The sequence below is a fragment of the Halochromatium sp. genome, assembly GCF_046541315.1.
Taxonomy (GTDB): domain Bacteria; phylum Pseudomonadota; class Gammaproteobacteria; order Chromatiales; family Chromatiaceae; genus Lamprobacter.
Genome location: NZ_JBKHDN010000029.1, coordinates 1 through 19,683 on the forward strand (window position 1 = coordinate 1; position 19,683 = coordinate 19,683).

Here is a 19,683-nt window from a genome sequence, read left to right on the forward strand (position 1 = left end):
AGCCCGGCTAGCCAAGCCAGCCCGGTCAGCCGGTCAGCCAGTCAGCCGGTCAGCCGGTCAGCCAGTCAGCCAGTCAGCCGGTCAGTCAGCCAGTCAGCCAGTCAGCCGGTCAGCCGGTCAGCCGGTCAGCCGGTCAGCCGGTCAGCCGGTCAGTCAGCCAGCCAGTCAGCCGGTCAGCCAGCCAACCAGTCAAGATCGGATCATCTGTTGTTCGCTCCAACGCCCATGCCACATCCCGAATTGCCTGCTCGCCATTCTCCGAGCGAGCAGGCCGGCCAGCGCACTCGCCATCAGCCCGCCCGCGAACATGCTCGACCGACCCATCGTCGCGCGCATCCGGCCGCCCATCGGGGTCCGTGCTGGGCGCAGGCACGGGCCGCCGCAGGCGTCGTGCTCGGCCTGCTGCTCTTGCTCGGCGCGGCGGCCGATCCCACTGGCCTGTTGATCGCGAGCGCCACCGCCCAACCGGAGCGCGCTGCGGAGGCGCCGCTGAACATCCAGGCGAGCGTCACGCGCGAGCAGGTCGAGACCAAGCTCAGCGAACTCGCCGAGAACCAGGATCTGCCCGCGGAAACCCGGCAACGCCTCAGCGAGCGCTATCGCGACATCCTCGCCCATCTGGACACCCTGAGCAGGTTCCAGACGCAAGCCATGGCCTACTTCGACGCCTTAGAGACCGCCCCGGCCGAGGCGGCGGCATTGCGCGCCGAGCTGGCCGAACTCGAGTCACCCCGCGATCCGCCGGTCGACCTGCCCGCCGATATCAGCATCGATCAGATCGAGCAACGACTCGCGCGCGAGCAAGCCGAGGCCGCCTCGCTCGAAGCGCAGCTCAGTAAGCTCAACGACAACCTCAGCCAGCAATCCGACCGGCTCGCCAGCGCGCGCCGACGCCTCGGTGAGATACCGTTGCTGCTGAGCGCGCTCGAGGACGCGCTCAAGCAACCCCAGCCCGAGGAACAACCCGACGCCCTCCGCCAAGCCCGGACCTGGGCCCTCGAGAGCGAGCGCGATGCGCTGCGCGCCGAGAGGCTGATGCTCGAACAGCGGATCCTCAGCGCCGAGGTCCGCCGTCAGCTCGCCGAGGCCCAGCGCGCGCAGCACGCGGCGCAACTGCAACGCTCGCGTCTGCGGCGCACCTACCTCGAGCACGAGGCAGACCGCCTGCGCACCCTCGAGGCCGAGCGCACGCGCGAAGAGACCACCTCGGCGGAACGCGCGCTCAGCGATGCCGATCCCGTGGTGCTCGAGCTGGCGCAACGCAATCGTCAGATCAGCGAGACCATCAGCGAGGTCACCGCCGCGCTCACCCGGCTCGACGAGGAGCAGGCCAGACTCGAGGAGCGCCTGCGCAAGACCGAGAGCGACTTCGAGAACGCGCGCGCGCGGATCAGCGCAGCCGGCCTCAGCCAGGCGGTGGGCCAGATCCTGGTCGATGAACGCACCGATCTGCCGGACCCCAGCAGCTTGCGCGAGGACGCGAGGGCGCGCGCCGCGGAGATCGCGCAGCTGACCCTGAGCCAGCTGCGGCTGCGCGACAAACTCAGCGCGCTGGCGGACATCGATGCCGCGAGCGCTCGCAAGCTCATCGGGAAACCCGTCAGCGCACCGCTCCAGGCGCAGGTGCGAGAGCAGCTGCTGCGGCAGCGCGACCTGCTCGAGCGCGCGCTGCGCCTAAAGGAGAGCTATCAGCGCGCAATCGCCGATCTCGACTTCGTCGCCGACCAATACGCCGACCTGGTCAAGCGCTATCGCGACTTCCTCGCCGAGAACCTGCTCTGGGTCCGCAATGCCGCGCCGATCACCCAACAGCCCTTCGCGCCGCTGCCGCAGGCGGTGTGGTGGCTGGTGGCGCCGGAGCATTGGGCCAGTGTCCTGCGCGCCGCGCGCCAGGCCGCCGCGACGTCGACGGTGTTCTGGCTCGGGCTCCTGAGCGTGCTTGGGCTGTTGGCGGCCAGCCCCTTCCTGCATCGCCGCATCCGCGATTACGCCGAGCCGATGCGCCGCATCAGTACCGACCGCTTCGCGTATTCGCTCTCCGCGCTCGGGCTCACCCTCTTGCTCGCGCTGCCCTGGCCGCTGCTCGCCGCCGTGCTCGGCTGGGCGCTGCACAACACGCCGCGCGCCTCGGCATTCGTGCTCGCCGTCGGTCAGGGCCTGCTCACCATTGCCTTGCCCTTCTATTATCTGCGCGCGTTCCGGCTGTTGTGTATGCACGGCGGCGTCGCCGCGCGCCACTTCCGCTGGAATTCCGAGAGCCTCGAACAACTGCGCCATGGCTTCAAGCTCGCCGCATTGCTGCTGCTGCCGATCGGCTTCGTCGCCGAGACCATCGGCTCCGCCCATCATCCGGCCTTCGATGGCACCCTGGGCCGACTGGCGTTGATGCTGCTCTGCCTGGGACTGTCGGCCCTCACGGCCTGGCTGTTACACCCGAGCGGCGGCGTGTTCAAGCATCAGCTCGCAGCCCAACCAACGGCCTGGCTCAGCCGCTCGCGGCTGCTCTGGTATCCGTTGGTGGTGGCGATGCCGGCCGCGCTGGCCGCGCTCGCGTTGGCCGGCTTCATCTATACCGCGGGCACCTTGCTGACCTCGGTCGCCGCGCTGCTCTGGCTGGCCCTGGCCCTGGTGGTGTTCCACCAGATGGTCGCGCGCTGGTTGGTCCTGACCCGGCGCGGGCTGGCGCTGGAGGCCGCGCTCGAGCGCCGCGCGCAACGCGAGGCCCAGCGCGAGGCGCAGGAACAGGGCGCGCAGTGGAGCGATGCCAACGACGACCCGGTCGACCTGGCCGCGCTCGACAGCCAGACGCGGCAGTTGCTCAATAGCAGCATCGCCATCATCGCCGCGGTCGGCTTCTGGATGATCTGGTCGGACGTCCTGCCGGCGCTGAACCAGTTCGACGGCATCACGCTCTGGAGCTACACCGCCGAGATCGACGGCGTCGAGGAGCTAGTGCCGGTCACCCTGGGCGATCTCGGGATGATCCTGGTGCTCGCCGGCGTCGCCCTGATCGCGGTCAAGAACCTCCCGGCCTTGCTCGAGATCCTGCTGCTGAAGAACACCGAGATCAGCACCAGCGCGCGCTACACGCTGGTCACGCTGACGCGCTACCTGGTCACCGCCATCGGTCTGTTGCTGGTGGTCGGCGCGCTCGGCCTGCAATGGTCGCAGGTGCAGTGGCTGATCGCCGCGCTCAGCGTCGGCATCGGCTTCGGGCTGCAGGAGATCGTCGCCAACTTCATCAGCGGCCTGATCATCCTGTTCGAGCGCCCGGTGCGGGTCGGCGACACCGTCACCATCGGCGACATCACTGGCACCGTGACGCGCATCCAGATCCGCGCCACCACCATCCGCAACTGGGATAAGCAGGAGCTGCTGGTGCCGAACAAGGAGTTCATTACCGGGCGCCTGCTGAACTGGACCCTGAGCGATCAGGTCAACCGTCTGGTGATCCCGGTCGGGGTCGCGCACGGCAGCGATACCGGCAAGGCGCTGGCGCTGCTCGCCGAGGTGGCCGCCGAGCATCCGAAGGTGCTCGCCGATCCGGAGCCGGTGATCACCTTCGAGGGCTTCGGCGAGCACGCCCTCAACCTGGTGCTGCGCTGCTACCTCGATAGCCTCGACTTCCGCCTGCCGGTGATCAGCGAGCTGCACCAGGCCATCGAGGCCAAGTTCGGCGCCGCCGGCATCCAGATCGCCCTGCCCCAGCGCCACGTCGAGTTGCGCGCGCCCGAGCCGCTCGCGCTGCGACTGCGGCGCGAGCAGGTTCCGGCCCGCCACGCCCCCGCATCCGACCCCGCTACATCCGACCCCGCTGCATCCGACCCCGCTGCATCCGACCCCGCCGAACCGGCCCCGAAGCCGGTCCCCTAATCCGGCAAAGCGGCTATACTCTGGCGCCCTTGCCGCCAACGCTTGCGAGATCGTATGGCCGACGCCGCCGTTTCCGTCGCCACCGAGCCATCCCCGCCCGCCCCGTCGGATAGCTTCGCGGCGGTGGATCTGGGCTCGAACTCCTTCCATCTGCTGGTCGCCCGCGCCGATGGCGGCAGCCTTCAGGTCATCGATCGCTACAAGGAGATGGTGCGCCTGGGCGAGGGCCTCACCGAGGATAAGGATCTACTGCCCGAGGTCGCCGAACGCGCCCTCGCCTGCCTCGAGCGCATCGGCCAGCGTCTGCGCGGCCTTGCGCCGGCCAATGTGCGGGTGGTCGGCACCAATACCCTGCGCCAGCTGCGCCCGGGGATCGGCTTCATCGAACAGGCGGAGGCGGTGCTCGGGCATCCGATCGAGGTCATCGCCGGACGCGAGGAGGCCCGCCTGGTCTATCTCGGCGTCGCCCATGGCCTCGCCATCGGCGACGAGAAGCGCTTGGTGGTCGATATCGGCGGCGGCAGCACCGAGCTGATCGTCGGTCAGGGATTCAAGGCCACGCTGCGCGAGAGCCTGCACATGGGCTGTGTCAGCATCTCGCGGCACTACCTGCCGGGCGACAAGATCACCGCCAAGGCGATGGACAGGGCCGAGCTGGCCTGCGCGCTCGAGATCCGTCCGGTACGCGAGCTGTTTCGCCACTCCGGCTGGAGCACGGCGACCGGCAGTTCCGGCACCATCAAGGCCATCGCCACGGTCATCGCCGCCGAGGGCTGGAGCGACGATGGCATCAGCGCCGCGGGGCTCGCCCGCTTGCGCGCGGCGCTGATCGACTGCGGCAAGGTTTCGGCGTTCGCCTTCAAGGGCCTGAGCGAGGAGCGCCGGGCGGTCTTCGCCGGCGGTGTCGCGGTGCTGCGGGCGGTCTTCCAAGCCCTCGAGATCGAACGGATGCGAGCCTCGGACGAGGCCCTGCGCGAGGGCCTGATCTACGAGATGGTCGGCCGCGTGCATCACGAAGACGTGCGCGAGCGCACCGTCGCCACCCTCTGTCGGCGCTTCGATATCGATCGCGAGCATGCCGGGCGCGTGCGCGCCACCGCCCTCGAACTCCTCGCGCAGCTGCGCGACGCCTGGGCGCTGCATCACGAGAATTATCCCAAGATGCTCGGCTGGGCCGCCGATCTGCATGAGATCGGGCTCGCGGTCTCGCACAGTCAGTACCAGAAGCATGGCGCCTATCTGCTGCGCAACGCCGATCTCTCCGGCTTCACGCGCCAGGAGCAGGACGCGCTGGCGGCGCTGGTGCTCGGCCACCGGCGCAAGTTTCCCGTCGACGTCTTCATGGCGCTGCCACGCCCGGCGCGCGACTGCGGTCGCCGGCTCGCGATTCTCCTGCGGCTCGCGGTGCTCATGCACCGCGGCCGCTCCGCGAGCGCCGAACCGAACCCCCAGGTTGAGGCCGAGGGCGACCGCCTGCGACTGCGTTTTCCCGCTGGCTGGCTCGACGCGCACCCGCTCACGCGGCTGGAATTCGAGCAAGAGGCCGAGCGGCTCGCCGGGGCCGGTTTGTCGCTCGAGGTCGGCTGAGTCCCGGAATGCGGCACGCTGGACATGGCGCGTGCTACGCGCAGTCCCCCAACCCGACCGGCTTACTGGTAGAATCGGCGCGAGCGAGAGCTTGGCGAGCCAGGTTGCAGCCAAGTAACACCTCGCCTGACGCACGTCTGCCTCTCTCTCATCCAGATCGCCCAACCAGACACCGACAAAATGGAGGATCCCAACCCATGGCCAAACTCTTTTCCGCCGAATGGATGAACCAGCTCAAGGATGCTTGGAACAACGATCCCGAGGTCAGCGGCAAGCTGGCCGAGATCGGCTTCAACTCGATCATCACCTGCGGTTTCAAGGACGAGGCCGATCCGCGTGGCGTTTTCGTGGTCGAAAACGGCGTCTGCGTGCGCGCTGGCGACTGGTCCGACGAACAACCGGACTGGGATATGCGCGCCGACATGAAGGACTGGCTGAAGTGGGTCGAAAAGGGCATCGGCATCGTCGGCATGGGCACCGCTTACGCCACCGGCAAGCTGAAATTCAAGACCGGCGATTACTCCGCCATGATCAAGGATCCCCGCATGGCCGGCCCCTTCGTCAAGAGCTTTAACCTGATGAAGCAGATCGGCGCCGACGAACTCGGCTGAGCCACGGCGATCAGGCGCGGCGCCTCGCGGCGCGCGCCTTCAGAGTGGACACCGATTATCGACCGGAGGGCAATCCATGCGCGGTCTCCCAGGCTTTCGTGATCCCTTGATCAGGCGGCGGCCGGCCGCACCACGACCCCGGCAACCCTGGCTCAGGCGATCCGGCTCCCTCGACGGACCCCTCGCGACCTGTCTGCTTGCCGTGGTGCTTGGCCTCGCTGGCCAGCTCGCCAACGCCGAACTCAGCGGCTGGCCAACGCCACCGGCCTCCGACACCTCAGGACCGCAGATCTCCGGACCGCTCAGCGGCGGCACCGCCGATCACACCAAGTTCAAGGAACTCAAGGGGCCGTTCGCCAATGGCTCCGAGGTGACCCAGGCCTGTCTCGGCTGCCATACCGAGACCGGCGAGCACTTCATGCGCAACATCCACTGGACCTGGTCGTACACAGACCCGAACACCGGCCAGCAGCTCGGCAAGCGCTACCTGGTCAATAACTTCTGCACCAACTCGCGCGGCAACGAGGGCATGTGCGCGCAGTGCCACGCCGGCTACGGCTGGAAGGACGAGACCTTCGACTTCAGCGACGAGACCAAGATCGACTGCCTGGTCTGCCACGAGACCACCGGCACCTACTACAAGACCCCGAACAGCGAGGGCCACGCCGCCTGCACGGTGATGTTCGAGGGCAAGCCGCCGATCGATCTGGCCGCCGCCGCGCAGAGCGTCGACCTGCCCCAGCGCGCCAATTGCGGCACCTGCCACTTCAACGGCGGCGGCGGCGACAACGTCAAGCACGGCGACCTCTCCACCGCGCTGATCAGGCCACCCCGCACGCTCGATGTGCACATGGGCATCGACGGACTCAACTTCGCCTGCAGCGCCTGCCATGTCACCAACAAGCACGTCTGGGCCGGCAGTCGCTACAACGTGGTGTCCAAGGACACCCAGGGCACCGGGCTCCCCGGCCAACGCAGCGATGTCGCCACCTGCGAGTCCTGCCACGGACTCGCCCCGCACCCGGTCGACTCCATCGCCGCCTTCAAGCTCAACGACCATGTGCAAAGCGTTGCCTGCCAGACCTGCCACATCCCCGAGTTCGCACGCGGCGGCGTGGCTACCGTGGTCGACTGGGATTGGCGCACCGCCGGCAAGACCCGCGACGGCGAGGGCTACCACGAGGAAGGCTATACCCAGGGCAACGGCGAGCATCGCTACACCTACAAGTCGATCAAGGGCAACTTCACCTACGACGAGAACGTCGTCCCCGAGTACGCCTGGTTCGACGGCCAGATGCGCTACACCACCATCGACACCCAGTTCGACCCCAACGCCGAGTCGATCGAGATCAACGGCTTCTCCGGCTCGCGCCAGGACGAGCGCTCGCGCATCTGGCCGTTCAAGCGCATGCACACCTGGCAGCCCTATGACAAGGGCAACGGCACCCTGGTCTACACCCACCTCTGGGGCGAGGATGAGGCCGCCTACTGGGGCAACTACGACATGGGCGCCGCGATCGAAAAGGGCATGGCCGACTTCGGTCTCGACTACTCCGGCGAGTACGGCTTCATCGAGACCCTGTCCTGGTGGCCGATCACGCACATGGTGGCGCCCAAGGAGCAGGCGCTGGCCTGCGGCGACTGTCACGCACCGAGAGACAGCCGCATCGCCGGGGTCAAGGGCATCTATGTGCCGGGTCGCGACCGCAGTCGTTGGCTCGATGTCACCGGCAGCCTCCTCGTTGCTGGCATCCTGGGCGGCATCCTCATCCACGGCGGCATCCGCCTCTTCTCGTCGAAGGGAGACCACCACTGATGGCCCTACATCACGTCAAGATCTTCAGCATCTTCGAACGCTTCTGGCATTGGAGCCAGATGATGCTGATCATGCTGTTGCTGATCAGCGGCTTCGGGCTGCACGGCTTCCATGGCCTGCTGAGTTTTGAAGATGCGGTGACCGTGCATACCCTGGCCGCGTTCGCCCTGCTGCTGCTCTGGGCCTTCAGCGTCTTCTGGCTCTTCACCACCGGCGCCTGGCGGCACTTCATCCCGACCAGCAGCGGCCTCTGGAAGGTGCTGCGCTTCTACGCCTATGGCATCTTCAAGGGCGAGCGCCATCCCTACCGCAAGGCCTACTGGCGCAAGCACAACCCGCTGCAGGCACTGGCCTATCTGGTGCTGAAGATCGTGCTGTTCCCGGCCATCTGGGTCAGTGGCCTGGCCTATCTGTCCTACTACGCCTGGCGCAATCTGCCCAATGCCCCGGCCTGGCTCGAGAACATCGCGCTGGTGCACACCGCGGCCGCGTTCGCGATCCTCGCCTTCGTGTTCATCCATGTCTATCTGCTCACCACCGGTCATTCCTTCCGCGACCATGTGATGCCGATGATCACCGGCTTCGACGATGTCGATCTGACGCCGGAGGAAGAGGCCTATCTGCGCACCGATGAGCCGTCGCAGATCCGTTAGCGCACTTAACCGCCGTGTTTCATCGCAATGACCACCATTAAGATCGATCGCAGCGGCGCATCGCAAAGCGTGCAATTGCCGGTCGGATTTCAATTCGATGTCGACGAGGTTGAGATCCTGCGCCGAGGCGATGAGGTCATTCTGCGTAAGAAGCGGACAAACCTGCGTGAAGCATTCGACCTGCTCGCCTCCATGCCCGAGGAGTACTTCGCCGAGGGACGAGAGGATGCTTTTCCCGAGCCCCGCGAAGCCCTTTGACGGCCATGCGGTATCTCCTCGATACGAATATCTGTATCTACATCGCCAAGCGGCGACCACCGGAGGTTGCCGGTCGCTTCGAGCGTTTGTATCCAGGTGAGGTCGGCATGTCCATGATCACCTACGGGGAACTTTTGCTCGGTGCGCAGAAGAGCCAACATCCTGAACAGACCGCCCAACGGTTGGTGCGCTTCGTCGAGCTTGTGCCGGTACTGGGTCTGCCCGAGGGGAGCCCATGGCACTACGCCCGCATCCGAGCGGAACTCGAACGAACAGGCACACCGATTGGTGCGAACGATCTTTGGATCGCGGCACATGCTTTGGCGTCCGGTCTGATTCTCGTCAGCAACAATTTGCGGGAGTTCGGACGGGTATCGGCGCTTCAGACGGAGAACTGGGCGCACTGATGAGGAAGCTGCTGCTCGGTGACGTCAGGCAGGCGAACGGATGTCGCCATAATACTCTCCCAAAACCAAAAAGGCTCCTCGCGGAGCCTTGTTCAGTATTGATGCACGAGGAGAAAGCCGCGCTCAGTTACGCGACTTGTCGACCAACTGCTTCTCGCGAATCCAGGGCATCATCTCGCGCAGGCGGCTGCCGACCTGCTCGATCGGATGCTCCTGAGAGAGGCGGCGCATGGCCTTCATCGCCGGCGCGCCGGCTTGGTTTTCGAGCGTGAACTCCTTGGCGAACTGACCGGTCTGGATCTCGCGCAGGATCTGGCGCATCTCCTCGCGGGTCTCCTCGGTGATGATGCGCGGGCCGCGCGTGAGATCGCCGTACTCGGCGGTGTTGCTGATCGAGTAGCGCATGTTGGCGATGCCGCCCTCGTAGATCAGGTCGACGATCAGCTTGACCTCGTGCAGACACTCGAAATAGGCCATCTCGGGCTCGTAGCCGGCCTCGACCAGGGTCTCGAAGCCCATCTGGATCAGCGCGGTGAGGCCGCCGCAGAGCACCACCTGCTCGCCGAAGAGGTCGGTCTCGCACTCCTGGCGGAAGCTGGTCTCGATGATGCCGGCGCGCCCGCCGCCATTGGCCGAGGCATAGGCCATCGCGATATCCCGCGCGTTGCCGCTCGCATCCTGATGCACCGCGATCAGGCTCGGCACGCCGCCGCCCTGGGTGTAGGTCGAGCGCACCAGATGACCCGGGCCCTTGGGCGCGATCATGATCACGTCCAGATCCGCGCGCGGCTCGATCTGTCCAAAATGGATGTTGAAGCCATGCGCGAAGGCCAGCGCCGCGCCCTGCTTGATGTTCGGCGCGACCTGATCCCGATACAGCTTGGCCTGATGCTCGTCGGGCGCCAGGATCATCACCACGTCGGCGCCGCTGACCGCCTCCGGGATGTCCTTGACGGCGAGACCCGCGTCCGCCGCCTTGGCCGCCGAGGCGGAGCCAGCGCGCAGGCCGACGACGACATCGACGCCGGAGTCCTTGAGGTTATTGGCATGGGCATGGCCTTGCGAGCCGTAGCCGATGATCGCGACCTGCTTGCCTTGAAGCAGCGAGAGGTCGGCGTCTTTGTCGTAGTAAACGTTGATGGCCATGATGGCTCCTAGTCTATCTGGGTTGGTTCATGGACGGCGAAGCGACCATCGTCGGGCTTTTCGCCGGGCCTGTACGCCATAGCACGGAGTCGAGTTCTGGTGTCGACTCCCAGAAGGCTGGATGCGACCTGGTCGCGGCGACACGGCTTCAGACTCTGCCTTGCTCGAGTCTAGCGCCCGAGCGTCGGGCGGGGCAGAAGGCGGTTAGAGCGTCAGACCCTTGGCACCGCGCAGGATGCCGGTCGGCCCGGAGCGCACCACCTCGGTGATCAGCCCCTCGGGCACCGCCTCGATGAAGGCATCGAGCTTGCGCGAGGCGCCGGTCAGCTCGACGATGTAGCTCGCCTCGGTGACATCGATGATCTTGGCGCGGAAGATCTCGGTCAGGCGCTTGAGTTCCTCGCGCTCCGGCCCCGCCGCCTTGAGCTTGATCAGCATCATCTCGCGCTCGATATGATCGCCCTCGGCGAGATCCTGGAGCTTGACCACATCGATCAGCTTGTTGAGCTGCTTCTTGATCTGCTCGACGATGTCGTCATTGCCGTTGGTGACCAGCGTCATGCGCGACAGTGACGGCTCGTCGGTCGCCGCGACGGTGAGGGATTCGATGTTGTAGCCGCGGGCCGAGAACAGGCCGGCGATGCGCGAGAGCGCGCCCGACTCGTTCTCGACCAGCATCGAAATGATATGTCTCATAACCTGTTCTCAGGCCCTAGGCCAGCTCCCGCTCGGACATGGTCGGCGGCAGTTCCATCTCGTGATGGCCCTTGCCCGCGCAAATCATCGGATAGACGTTCTCGGACGGATCGACGATCACATCGAGGAACACGAAGCGATCCTTCATCGCGAAGGCCTCGCGCATCGCCGCTTCCAGTTGATCCGGTTGTTCGACGCGCATGCCGACATGGCCGAAGCTCTGCGCCAGGGCGACGAAATCCGGTAGCGCGTCGACATAGGAATGCGCGTAGCGGCTCTCGTAGAAGAACTCCTGCCACTGGCGCACCATGCCCATGTAGCCGTTGTTCAGCAGCACGACCTTGATCGGCAGGCTGTACTGCTTGCAGGTCGCCATCTCCTGGATGCACATCAAAATGCTGGCCTCGCCGGAGATGCAGGCGACCTGCGCATCCGGATGCGCCAGCTGCACGCCCATCGCCGCCGGCAGGCCGAAGCCCATGGTGCCGAGCCCGCCCGAGTTGATCCAGCGCCGCGGCTTGTCGAACGGATAGAACTGGGCCGCGAACATCTGATGCTGACCGACATCGGAGGTCAGATAGAGCTCGCCTTGAGTGACCTTGTACAGGGTCTCGACCGCGAACTGCGGCTTGATCACCGAGCTCGCGCGGTCGTAGCGCAGGCAGTCGATCCCACGCCATTCGTCGATCTGCTGCCACCAGGCCGCCAGTGCGGTCTGCTCCGGCCGCCCGCCGCTCTCGCGCAACAGGCTGAGCATATCGGTGACCACGCTGCCGACCGGGCCGACGATCGGCACCTGCACCTTGACGTTCTTCGAGATCGAGGAGGGGTCGACATCGACGTGGATGATCTCGGCGTGCGGGCAGAAGTGCTCGATCTTGCCGGTGACCCGGTCATCGAAGCGCGCGCCGATCGCGATCAGGCAATCGGTCTCGTGCATCGCCATGTTGGCCTCGTAAGTGCCATGCATCCCGAGCATGCCGACGAATTGCTTGTCGGTCATCGGGTAGGCGCCCAGCCCCATCAGGGTGCTGGTGATCGGGAAGCCGAGCGCGCGCACCAGCTCGGTCAGCGGCGCGGCGGCATCGTCCAGCACCGCGCCGCCGCCGGTGTAGAAGATCGGCCGCTTGGCCGCGAGCATGGCCTCGACCGCCTTGCGGATCTGCCCGAGATGGCCGCGCTTGGCCGGGTTGTACGAGCGGATATTGAGATCGCGCGGGTAGAGATAAGGGATCTTGACGTTCGGATCGGTCACGTCCTTGGGGATATCGACGACGACCGGCCCCGGTCGCCCCGACTGCGCGATGAAGAAGGCCTTGCGGATGGTCGCGGCGAGATCCTCAAGCCGCTTGACCAGGAAATTGTGCTTGACGCAGGGTCGCGTGATGCCGACGGTGTCGACCTCCTGGAAGGCGTCGCTACCGATCACCGGCGTTGGCACCTGGCCGGTGAGCACCACCAGCGGGATCGAATCCATGTGCGCGGTGGCGATGCCGGTCACCGCATTGGTCGCGCCCGGCCCCGAGGTCACCAGGCAGACACCGCACTTGCCGGTCGCGCGCGCGTAGCCGTCGGCGGCGTGCGTCGCGCCTTGCTCGTGGCGCACCAGGACGTGCTTGATCACCTCGCCGCGCTGGAACAGGGCGTCATAGATATGGAGCACGGCACCGCCCGGATAGCCGAACACATATTCGACCCCTTCGTCGATCAACGCCTGGATGGCGATCTCGGCGCCGCTCAAAAGCGCGGGTTCGCTCGCCTCGGCAAGCGTGGCTGCGTCTTGTTGCCCAGTCGTACCTGGCTGGTGACGGGGCTCGTTGGTGTCAGGCGCATCGGCCAAATGTGATTGCACGCAGGCGTCCTCCGTACGGATCGTCTCGGCGGCGCGAGACCGCATCAGGTGCTCGCCGCCGTCGAGGCGGCAACCGGTGAGATGTCAAGTCGGCTCAACGCCGATACCTGAGGGGTCGCGAGGGTCTTGACAAGGAACCGCGTCAAATGAGACGCGGCGAACAAGCGAAAATACTAAAAAACCGCAACAGCGGTCAACCAAGGAAGCCTCGATCGACACTGTCAAGCCTCCGATTGGAGGTTTCATCCCTGGTTGTGAACCCGTTCACAGCGTAGAATCCAGGATATAGCATCTCCCATGTTCTAGAGAAGAATGAGGGCAAGACCTTGCGACTTTTCGGGCATCACATCTCGCGCCAAACACTCGTCCTGGCAGGAGTGGAGATCCTGCTCATCGTCGCCAGCTTGGAATTCGCTCTCATCCAGCTTTTTCAAGAGCTTGACCATCAAGGCGCCTTACTCGGTATCAACCTCGCGCTCGCGCTGATCATGGTCTTGCTCATGGAGACCATAGGGCTCTACGATCGCGAAGCCCACGCCCAGGTCGGTAGCGAGGGGCTCGACGATATACTGCGCATCGCCGCCGCCTTGCTCATGACCCTGGCCGGAATCGCGCTCATCGCGCCCACGCTGCCGTTCCCGTTACCGACCGTCGAGACCATCGGTTTCGCCACCGGCTTGGTCTTCCTGGTGCTTGCGCTCGAGCGCTTGATCTATCGCCGCATCAGCCGCTCCAACGCCTTCGCGCGGCGCATCCTCGTGCTCGGCTCGGGCAGTCGCGCGATGACGCTGGAGACCGCCAGCACCCATGCCAACGCGCACAACCCCTACAAGATCCTCGCCTTCGTCGCCATCGAGACCAAGGAACCGGGCGAGGTGCCGGCGAATCGCGTCCTCCATCTCGAAAACGGCCAAACCCTGCTCCAGCTCGCGCGTAGCGTCAAGACCGAGGAGATCGTCGTTGCCATCCGCGAGCGGCGCAACAGCCTGCCGATCAAGGATCTGCTGGAGTGCAAGCTCCAGGGCATCACCGTCACCGATATCTCGACCTTCTTCGAGCGCGAGCATCAACGCCTGCAACTCGACTCGATGAACAGCAGCTGGCTCGTCTTCGGCAGCGGCTTCCGCCAGAGCTGGTTCGGCAATGTCGTCAAGCGCGTGTTCGACCTCCTTCTGAGCTTGGTCCTGCTGCTCGTCGCCGCGCCGGTGATGCTACTCACGATCATCGCCATCAAGCTGGAGGGACCCGGGCCGATCCTGTATTGGCAGACCCGGGTCGGTCTCGGCAACAAGCCGTTCGAGATCTGCAAGTTCCGCAGCATGCGCCCGGACGCGGAAAAGGACGGACAACCGCGCTGGGCGGCAAGCGACGACGATCGCATCACCCGCGTCGGGCGCGTGATCCGCACCCTGCGCATCGACGAATTGCCGCAGATCTTCAATGTCCTCAGGGGCGAGATGTCCTTCATCGGCCCGCGCCCGGAACGGCCCATCTTCGTCGACCAGCTCAGCAAGCAGATCCCCTATTTCCTCGCCCGCCACAGCATCCGCCCCGGTATCAGCGGCTGGGCGCAGGTGCGCTATCCCTATGGCGCCTCGGTGCAGGACGCGAAAGAGAAGCTCCAGTACGACCTCTACTACGTCAAGAACCACACCCTGTTCCTGGACATCCTCATCCTCCTCGAAACGGTCAAGGTGGTGCTGTTCGGGCGTGGCGCCCGCTAGCGAGCCGGACACGCGCCATGCCCGTCACCGCCATCGGCTATCTGGGCGCCGCGCTCGCCTATCTGCTGCTGGCGCTGCTGGCCGCAACGCTCTGGCGCCATCGCTCTACCAGTCTCTGGATGCTGGCCGCGAGCCTGCTCACGGTCGCCTGGGCGCTCTACCTGGCCCTGCTCGCCTGGCAGCTCGACAGCGATGTGGTCATCACCGGCGGTCTGTTCGAGGTCGGCCGCAACGCCGGCTGGTTCGCGCTGCTGCTCGCCACGCTGTCCGTGTCCGCAGGTTCCAGCGCCTTGCGCCTCTGGGTCGGCGCCACCAGCGCGTTTCTGCTCGCCCTGACGCTGCTGTTTCTGCTGCCGACCAGCCTCCCCGGCACGCCGCTCTGGCGCAGCCTGGCGATCCTGCTGATGGCCATCGTCGGGCTGATCCTGGTCGAGCAGCTCTACCGCAATACCCCGCCTCAACGCCGTTGGCAGATCAAATTCCTCTGCCTCGCCCTCGGCGGCATCTTCGCCTTCGATCTGTTCCTGTATGCCGATCTGGTGCTGTTCCAAAGCATGGAAAGCACGACCTGGCGCGCGCGCGGCATCGTCAACGCCATGGTCGCGCCGCTGCTCGGCATCGCCTTGAGTCGCCGCTTTCCGGCGCGCAGCGAGGCGCAGATCTCCCGCCATCTGCTGTTCCACACCACCGCGCTCATGGGCGCCGGGCTCTATCTGCTCGCCATCGGCACCGCCGCCTATTTCCTGCGCCAGCTCGGCGGCGAGATCGGCACCCTGTTGCAGGTGAGCTTCCTGTTCGGCGCCGCGTTATTGTTGACGCTGGTGCTGTTCTCCGGCAGCGTGCGCGCCCGCCTGCGCCTGTTCCTGTCGAAGCACTTCTTCCGCTACAAACACGATTACCGCGAGGAATGGCTGCGTTTCACCGGCATGCTCTCCACCGAGGAGCAGCCGTTGCTTTTCCACGAGCGCTGTATCAGCGCCATCAGCGACATCGTCGAAAGCACCGGCGGACTGCTTTGGGTGCGCGACGACAACGGTGATTACGCACTGATGGGCGCGTTCAACCTGGGCTCGCCGACCTATCCGCCGGAAAGTCCAAGGTCGGCACTGATCAGCTTTCTCAACCGCACCCATTGGATCATCGAGCTTGAGGAATATCGCAAGGATCCGACCTTCTACAAGAGCCTGAGCTTGCCGGACTGGCTCGTCGCTGATCCGCGCCACTGGGCGGTGGTCCCTTTGCTCAAGGGCGAGGCCCTGGAGGGCTTCGTGGTGCTCGCGCAGCCGCGCGCGCCGAACCGCATCGATTGGGAAGAACGCGACCTGCTCAAGACCGCCGGCCGCCAGCTGGCGATCCATGTCGCCCTGGTGCGCGTCCAGGAGGCCCTGCTCGAGGCGCGTCAATTCGAGGCCTTCCACCGCCTGGCCGCCTTTCTGGTGCATGATCTCAAGAACGTCTCCGCGCAGCTCTCACTGATTTGTTCCAATGCCGAACGCCATCGCGACAATCCCGAGTTCATCAGTGACGCCCTTCGCACCATGGCCCATGCCCGCGACCGCCTCGACCGCACCCAGGCGCAGCTGCGCAACGTGCAGTCGAACGCGGAATCGGCGCCGCGCCAACGGATCGCCCTCGCCAAGCTGCTCGAGGAGGTGGTCGCCGAAAGCCAGGATAAGCGACCGACCCCCGCGCTCGAGATCCGCCGCTCGGTCGAGTTGCACGTCGATGCCGAAGGGCTTAAGAATGTCGTTCAGCATCTGGTCCGCAACGCCCAGGAGGCGACCCCGGACGAGGGCCAGGTCGATCTCGTCCTCGACGCCGACGAGCACTGGGCGCAGGTGCGGGTGCAAGACAGCGGCGCGGGGATGGACGAAGACTTCATGCGCCGACGCCTGTTCCGGCCCTTCCAGACCACCAAGGGCAATGCCGGCATGGGCATCGGCCTGTATGAGGCGCGCGAGCGGATCCACCGCATGGGCGGTCGCATCGAGGTCGAGAGTGAACTCGGCAAGGGCAGCCTGTTCAGACTCTGGCTGCCGCGCCAACCGCCGCCACCGAGCCCGCCCGACCCTTCTCACAGCAGGTGACCACCATGGCTCCTTCCAAGAAACAGTCCATGAAATTGCTGATCGTCGAGGATGACAGCGGCCTGCAGAGCCAACTGCGCTGGTGTTTCGACGGCTATGAGATCCTCCAGGCACAAGATCGCGCCAGCGCCATGAGCCAGGTGCGCCGTCATCAACCGCCGCTGGTGACACTGGATCTCGGGCTGCCGCCGGACCCGGCCAACGCCACCGAGGGAATCGCACTGTTGGAGGAGATCCTCGCCGTCGCGCCGCAGACCAAGGTCATCGTCGTCACCGGCAACGACGATCGCGCCAACGCCCTGCAGGCGGTCGCCCTCGGCGCCTATGACTACTACATCAAGCCGGTCGATGCCGATGCCTTGCGGCTGATCGTCGATCGCGCCGCCCAGCTGTTTGAACTCGAGGCCGAGAACCGCAAGCTCGCGCAACAGAGCGCCTCGCCGCTGCAAGGGCTGATCAGCTCCGATCCCGGCATGCTCAAGATCTGTCGCATGATCGAGCGCGTCGCGCCCTCCGACGCCACTGTCCTGCTGCTCGGCGAGAGCGGCACCGGCAAGGAAGTCCTCGCCCGCGCCCTGCATCAGCTCAGCCCACGCGTCAGCGAGCGCTTCGTCGCCCTCAACTGCGCCGCCATCCCGGAGAACCTGCTCGAAAGCGAGCTGTTCGGCTACGAAAAGGGCGCCTTCACCGGCGCCACCCGCCAGACCATCGGCAAGATCGAGCATGCCGACAAGGGCACGCTGTTCCTCGACGAGATCGGCGATCTGCCGATGAACTTGCAGGCAAAGATGTTGCGCTTCCTGCAAGAGCGCGTGGTCGAGCGGCTCGGCGGTCGCACCGAGATTCCGGTCGACATCCGCGTCGTCGGCGCCACCAACAAGCCTCTCCAGGAGCTGATCGAGGCCGGCGCGTTCCGCGAGGATCTCTACTACCGTATCAGCGAGATCGCGATCGAGATCCCGCCCTTGCGCAAACGCCAGGGCGACCGCAGCCTGCTCGCCCACGCGCTGCTGGAACGCTTCCGCAAAGACCAGCGCAAGACCAGTCGCCTCGGTTTTTCCGGCGAAGCCCTGCGGGCCATCGAAGCCTATGAATGGCCGGGCAATGTTCGAGAAATGGAGAATCTGATCCGGCGCGCCGTGATCATGGCCGATGGTCCGCACATCCAAGCCGAAGACCTCGGGCTGCCGGTCCCCGCCGAGTCGAATGAACGCGTCGGCTTACGCGAGATTCGCGATTCGGCCGAAAAAGAGGCGGTGATCAAGGCCATGAGCCGCTGCAACGGGAATATCGCGCAGGCCGCCGATGTGCTCGGCATCACCCGCCCCACGCTCTACAACCTGCTCGATAAATACGGTTTGCGGGAATAGCGTCGTCAAACCGAGCCTGGTCGACGCCGAGCGGGCGCCCCGAATCAGGCGGACATCATCGCGGGCTCGGGTTGATGAGAGAACCGCAACCCAGCCTCCAGGCTGTTGTTGACGAAGACCACGATGGCCTCGCAGATGCCTTTGCCGGGCACCACCACCCGCACCTCGGTGCCCGGCTCGGGCGCCTCGATTTGCTGCAGCGCGACCCGCGCGCCACCGAGGGAGACATCGATCAGACGACAGGGCGCCGTGAAGCCCTGGATCCAGATCTCGCTCAACATATTGACCACCTTGCGCGGAAACCGGCGACGATCCGAGTGATCCGCGACTTCTGGGGCACGACTGCGCAGACTCCAGGCCTTGGCCGCGTCGCGATGGACCTCGTTCAGCGAGTAGGCATAGATCTTGGCCTGCGCCTCGGCCTCCACCGGCGGCGCACCCAGGCGCTCGATGATCGCCGAGACGAAGCGCGGCGAGACCATGTCGAACTCCGCCTTGGTCGCCAGATCCGCGCGCAGCTGATCGTGAATCTTATTCAGCACCTGCAGACGTTGCTCCCAGTTGCCTTGTTCAAGGGCTGAAATCCAGAATTCCGCAAGCTCCTCGACAAGCGGCTCGATTTTTTCCAGGCTGGGCGGATGGTAAGACATGGGAGGCTCCTTGAGACTTCTAGATTTGAGCGTCGACGCCCGATTGTTAATTTCTGAAGACAATTTAAGCAAATTACGCACCAGAATTCACAATCGATTGTTTAAAATGGGATTTACGTCACGCTCAAGCAAACTGTGGCCACGGCACCCACAAATTGTAAAAAAAAATGACAGTCAGCCTCCACTGTTGCAAGACCAGCCTCGATGTCATCCACAACGGATCGAGCCCGCCGAAAAGCGTCCCTTTCAAGGCTGCAGATCCTGCTGGCGCAAGAGTTCGCGGGCGAAGTCGATCGGGATCGCGTAGCTGATGCCGCTCGGACGCTCCAGTGCGCTCTCGCGGCCTTCCTTGACGAACACCATATTGATCACGCCCAGCACCCGGCCGCTGGCGGGATCGAACATCGGGCTGCCGCTGTTGCCCGGATAGGCGGTGCCATCCAACTGGAAGATGGTGTACGGATCGCGCATGCGCCGGATCAGCCCCGATTTCAGTTCGCGCCCGGAGCGCGCCGGCATCACCACCGGCGCCACCGCCGCCACCATGCCGCGATGGGTCGCCGGATACAGCCCCAGCGCGGCGCCGATCGGGAAGCCGGTGAAGGCGATCGTCTGGCCTTCGCGCACCGCGCTGGAATCGCCCAAGCGCAGGGCCGGCAACGGCGGACCGTCGATGCGCAACAGCGCCAGATCGCGCGCCTCGTCCTGCGCCACCAGCCGCGCCGGCCGGGCTTGCGCCTGCGATCCGCCCTTGGGCACGAACGCGGCGAGGAACTCGCGGCGCTCCTCGTTCAGCTGCTCCGGCAGCACATGGCTGTTGGTGAGCAGATGCCGCCCGTCGGCGACGACGAAGCCGGTGCCGCGCAACTGCATCCGTGGTTGTCGGGTTTCTTGATAGGTGCCGATGCCGACCACCGAGGGCGTGATCCGTTCGATGGTCGCCGGCAGATCGC

The 19,683-nt window shown here is 65.5% G+C and carries 15 protein-coding genes; 10 read left to right on the plus strand and 5 right to left on the minus strand.

Features of this window, described 5'->3' with window-relative positions; all coding sequences use genetic code 11:
- The first annotated feature begins 225 nt into the window (after positions 1-225).
- The 7 genes from ACLFQI_RS03615 to vapC all read left to right on the plus strand — a co-directional run bounded on the left by ACLFQI_RS03615 (position 226) and on the right by vapC (position 9,205).
- A complete protein-coding gene (locus tag ACLFQI_RS03615; protein ID WP_410757488.1) occupies positions 226-3,873 on the plus strand; it encodes a mechanosensitive ion channel domain-containing protein in 3,648 nt (1,215 codons plus the stop codon).
- A gap of 54 nt (positions 3,874-3,927) precedes the next feature.
- Entirely contained in the window at positions 3,928-5,460 is a 1,533-nt protein-coding gene (locus tag ACLFQI_RS03620; protein ID WP_410757489.1) for an exopolyphosphatase, read from the plus strand.
- A 197-nt stretch (positions 5,461-5,657) separates the two neighbouring features.
- The gene (locus ACLFQI_RS03625; RefSeq protein ID WP_410757490.1) at positions 5,658-6,071 is read left to right on the plus strand and encodes an SCP-2 sterol transfer family protein; all 414 of its coding nucleotides are present in this window, start codon (positions 5,658-5,660) and stop codon (positions 6,069-6,071) included.
- Between the two features lie 76 nt (positions 6,072-6,147).
- Positions 6,148-7,887, plus strand: coding sequence for a tetrathionate reductase family octaheme c-type cytochrome (locus ACLFQI_RS03630; protein WP_410757491.1), 1,740 nt, complete (start codon positions 6,148-6,150; stop codon positions 7,885-7,887).
- Positions 7,887-8,540 carry a cytochrome b/b6 domain-containing protein gene (locus ACLFQI_RS03635; protein ID WP_410757492.1) on the plus strand — a complete coding sequence of 218 codons (654 nt, stop codon included), beginning with the start codon at positions 7,887-7,889 and terminating at the stop codon, positions 8,538-8,540. Before ACLFQI_RS03630 ends, ACLFQI_RS03635 begins: the two co-directional genes overlap by 1 nt.
- Before the next feature lie 27 nt (positions 8,541-8,567).
- Positions 8,568-8,798 (plus strand): antitoxin, encoded by a 231-nt coding sequence (locus tag ACLFQI_RS03640; protein ID WP_410757493.1) that lies wholly within the window; start codon positions 8,568-8,570, stop codon positions 8,796-8,798.
- A gap of 5 nt (positions 8,799-8,803) precedes the next feature.
- The gene (gene vapC / locus ACLFQI_RS03645) at positions 8,804-9,205 is read left to right on the plus strand and encodes a type II toxin-antitoxin system tRNA(fMet)-specific endonuclease VapC (protein ID WP_410757494.1); all 402 of its coding nucleotides are present in this window, start codon (positions 8,804-8,806) and stop codon (positions 9,203-9,205) included.
- A gap of 123 nt (positions 9,206-9,328) precedes the next feature.
- Here the strand turns inward: vapC and ilvC are convergent, their stop codons facing one another.
- From ilvC to ilvB, 3 genes are all read right to left on the minus strand, one after another.
- Positions 9,329-10,345, minus strand: a complete 1,017-nt coding sequence (gene ilvC, locus ACLFQI_RS03650) for a ketol-acid reductoisomerase (RefSeq protein ID WP_410757501.1) — start codon at positions 10,343-10,345, stop codon at positions 9,329-9,331.
- A gap of 210 nt (positions 10,346-10,555) precedes the next feature.
- On the minus strand, positions 10,556-11,047 hold the full coding sequence (gene ilvN / locus ACLFQI_RS03655; RefSeq protein ID WP_410757495.1) for an acetolactate synthase small subunit: 492 nt from the start codon (positions 11,045-11,047) through the stop codon (positions 10,556-10,558).
- Between the two features lie 16 nt (positions 11,048-11,063).
- Positions 11,064-12,788, minus strand: coding sequence for a biosynthetic-type acetolactate synthase large subunit (gene ilvB / locus ACLFQI_RS03660; RefSeq protein ID WP_410757503.1), 1,725 nt, complete (start codon positions 12,786-12,788; stop codon positions 11,064-11,066).
- Positions 12,789-13,225: 437 nt separating this feature from the next.
- Here ilvB and ACLFQI_RS03665 point away from each other — a divergent pair, with 437 nt between their 5' ends.
- Genes ACLFQI_RS03665 through prsR form a run of 3 tightly spaced genes read left to right on the plus strand, consistent with a single transcriptional unit; the run spans position 13,226 to position 18,080 of the window.
- Positions 13,226-14,623 carry a TIGR03013 family XrtA/PEP-CTERM system glycosyltransferase gene (locus tag ACLFQI_RS03665; protein ID WP_410757496.1) on the plus strand — a complete coding sequence of 466 codons (1,398 nt, stop codon included), beginning with the start codon at positions 13,226-13,228 and terminating at the stop codon, positions 14,621-14,623.
- A gap of 17 nt (positions 14,624-14,640) precedes the next feature.
- A complete protein-coding gene (gene prsK, locus ACLFQI_RS03670) occupies positions 14,641-16,710 on the plus strand; it encodes an XrtA/PEP-CTERM system histidine kinase PrsK (protein WP_410757497.1) in 2,070 nt (689 codons plus the stop codon).
- 29 nt (positions 16,711-16,739) lie between these two features.
- Positions 16,740-18,080, plus strand: coding sequence for a PEP-CTERM-box response regulator transcription factor (prsR, locus tag ACLFQI_RS03675; RefSeq protein ID WP_410757498.1), 1,341 nt, complete (start codon positions 16,740-16,742; stop codon positions 18,078-18,080).
- Positions 18,081-18,124: 44 nt separating this feature from the next.
- Here the strand turns inward: prsR and ACLFQI_RS03680 are convergent, their stop codons facing one another.
- Positions 18,125-18,730 carry a PilZ domain-containing protein gene (locus ACLFQI_RS03680; protein ID WP_410757499.1) on the minus strand — a complete coding sequence of 202 codons (606 nt, stop codon included), beginning with the start codon at positions 18,728-18,730 and terminating at the stop codon, positions 18,125-18,127.
- A 246-nt stretch (positions 18,731-18,976) separates the two neighbouring features.
- Positions 18,977-19,683 (minus strand): serine protease (locus ACLFQI_RS03685; RefSeq protein ID WP_410757500.1); only part of this gene is annotated, 707 nt, incomplete at its 5' end.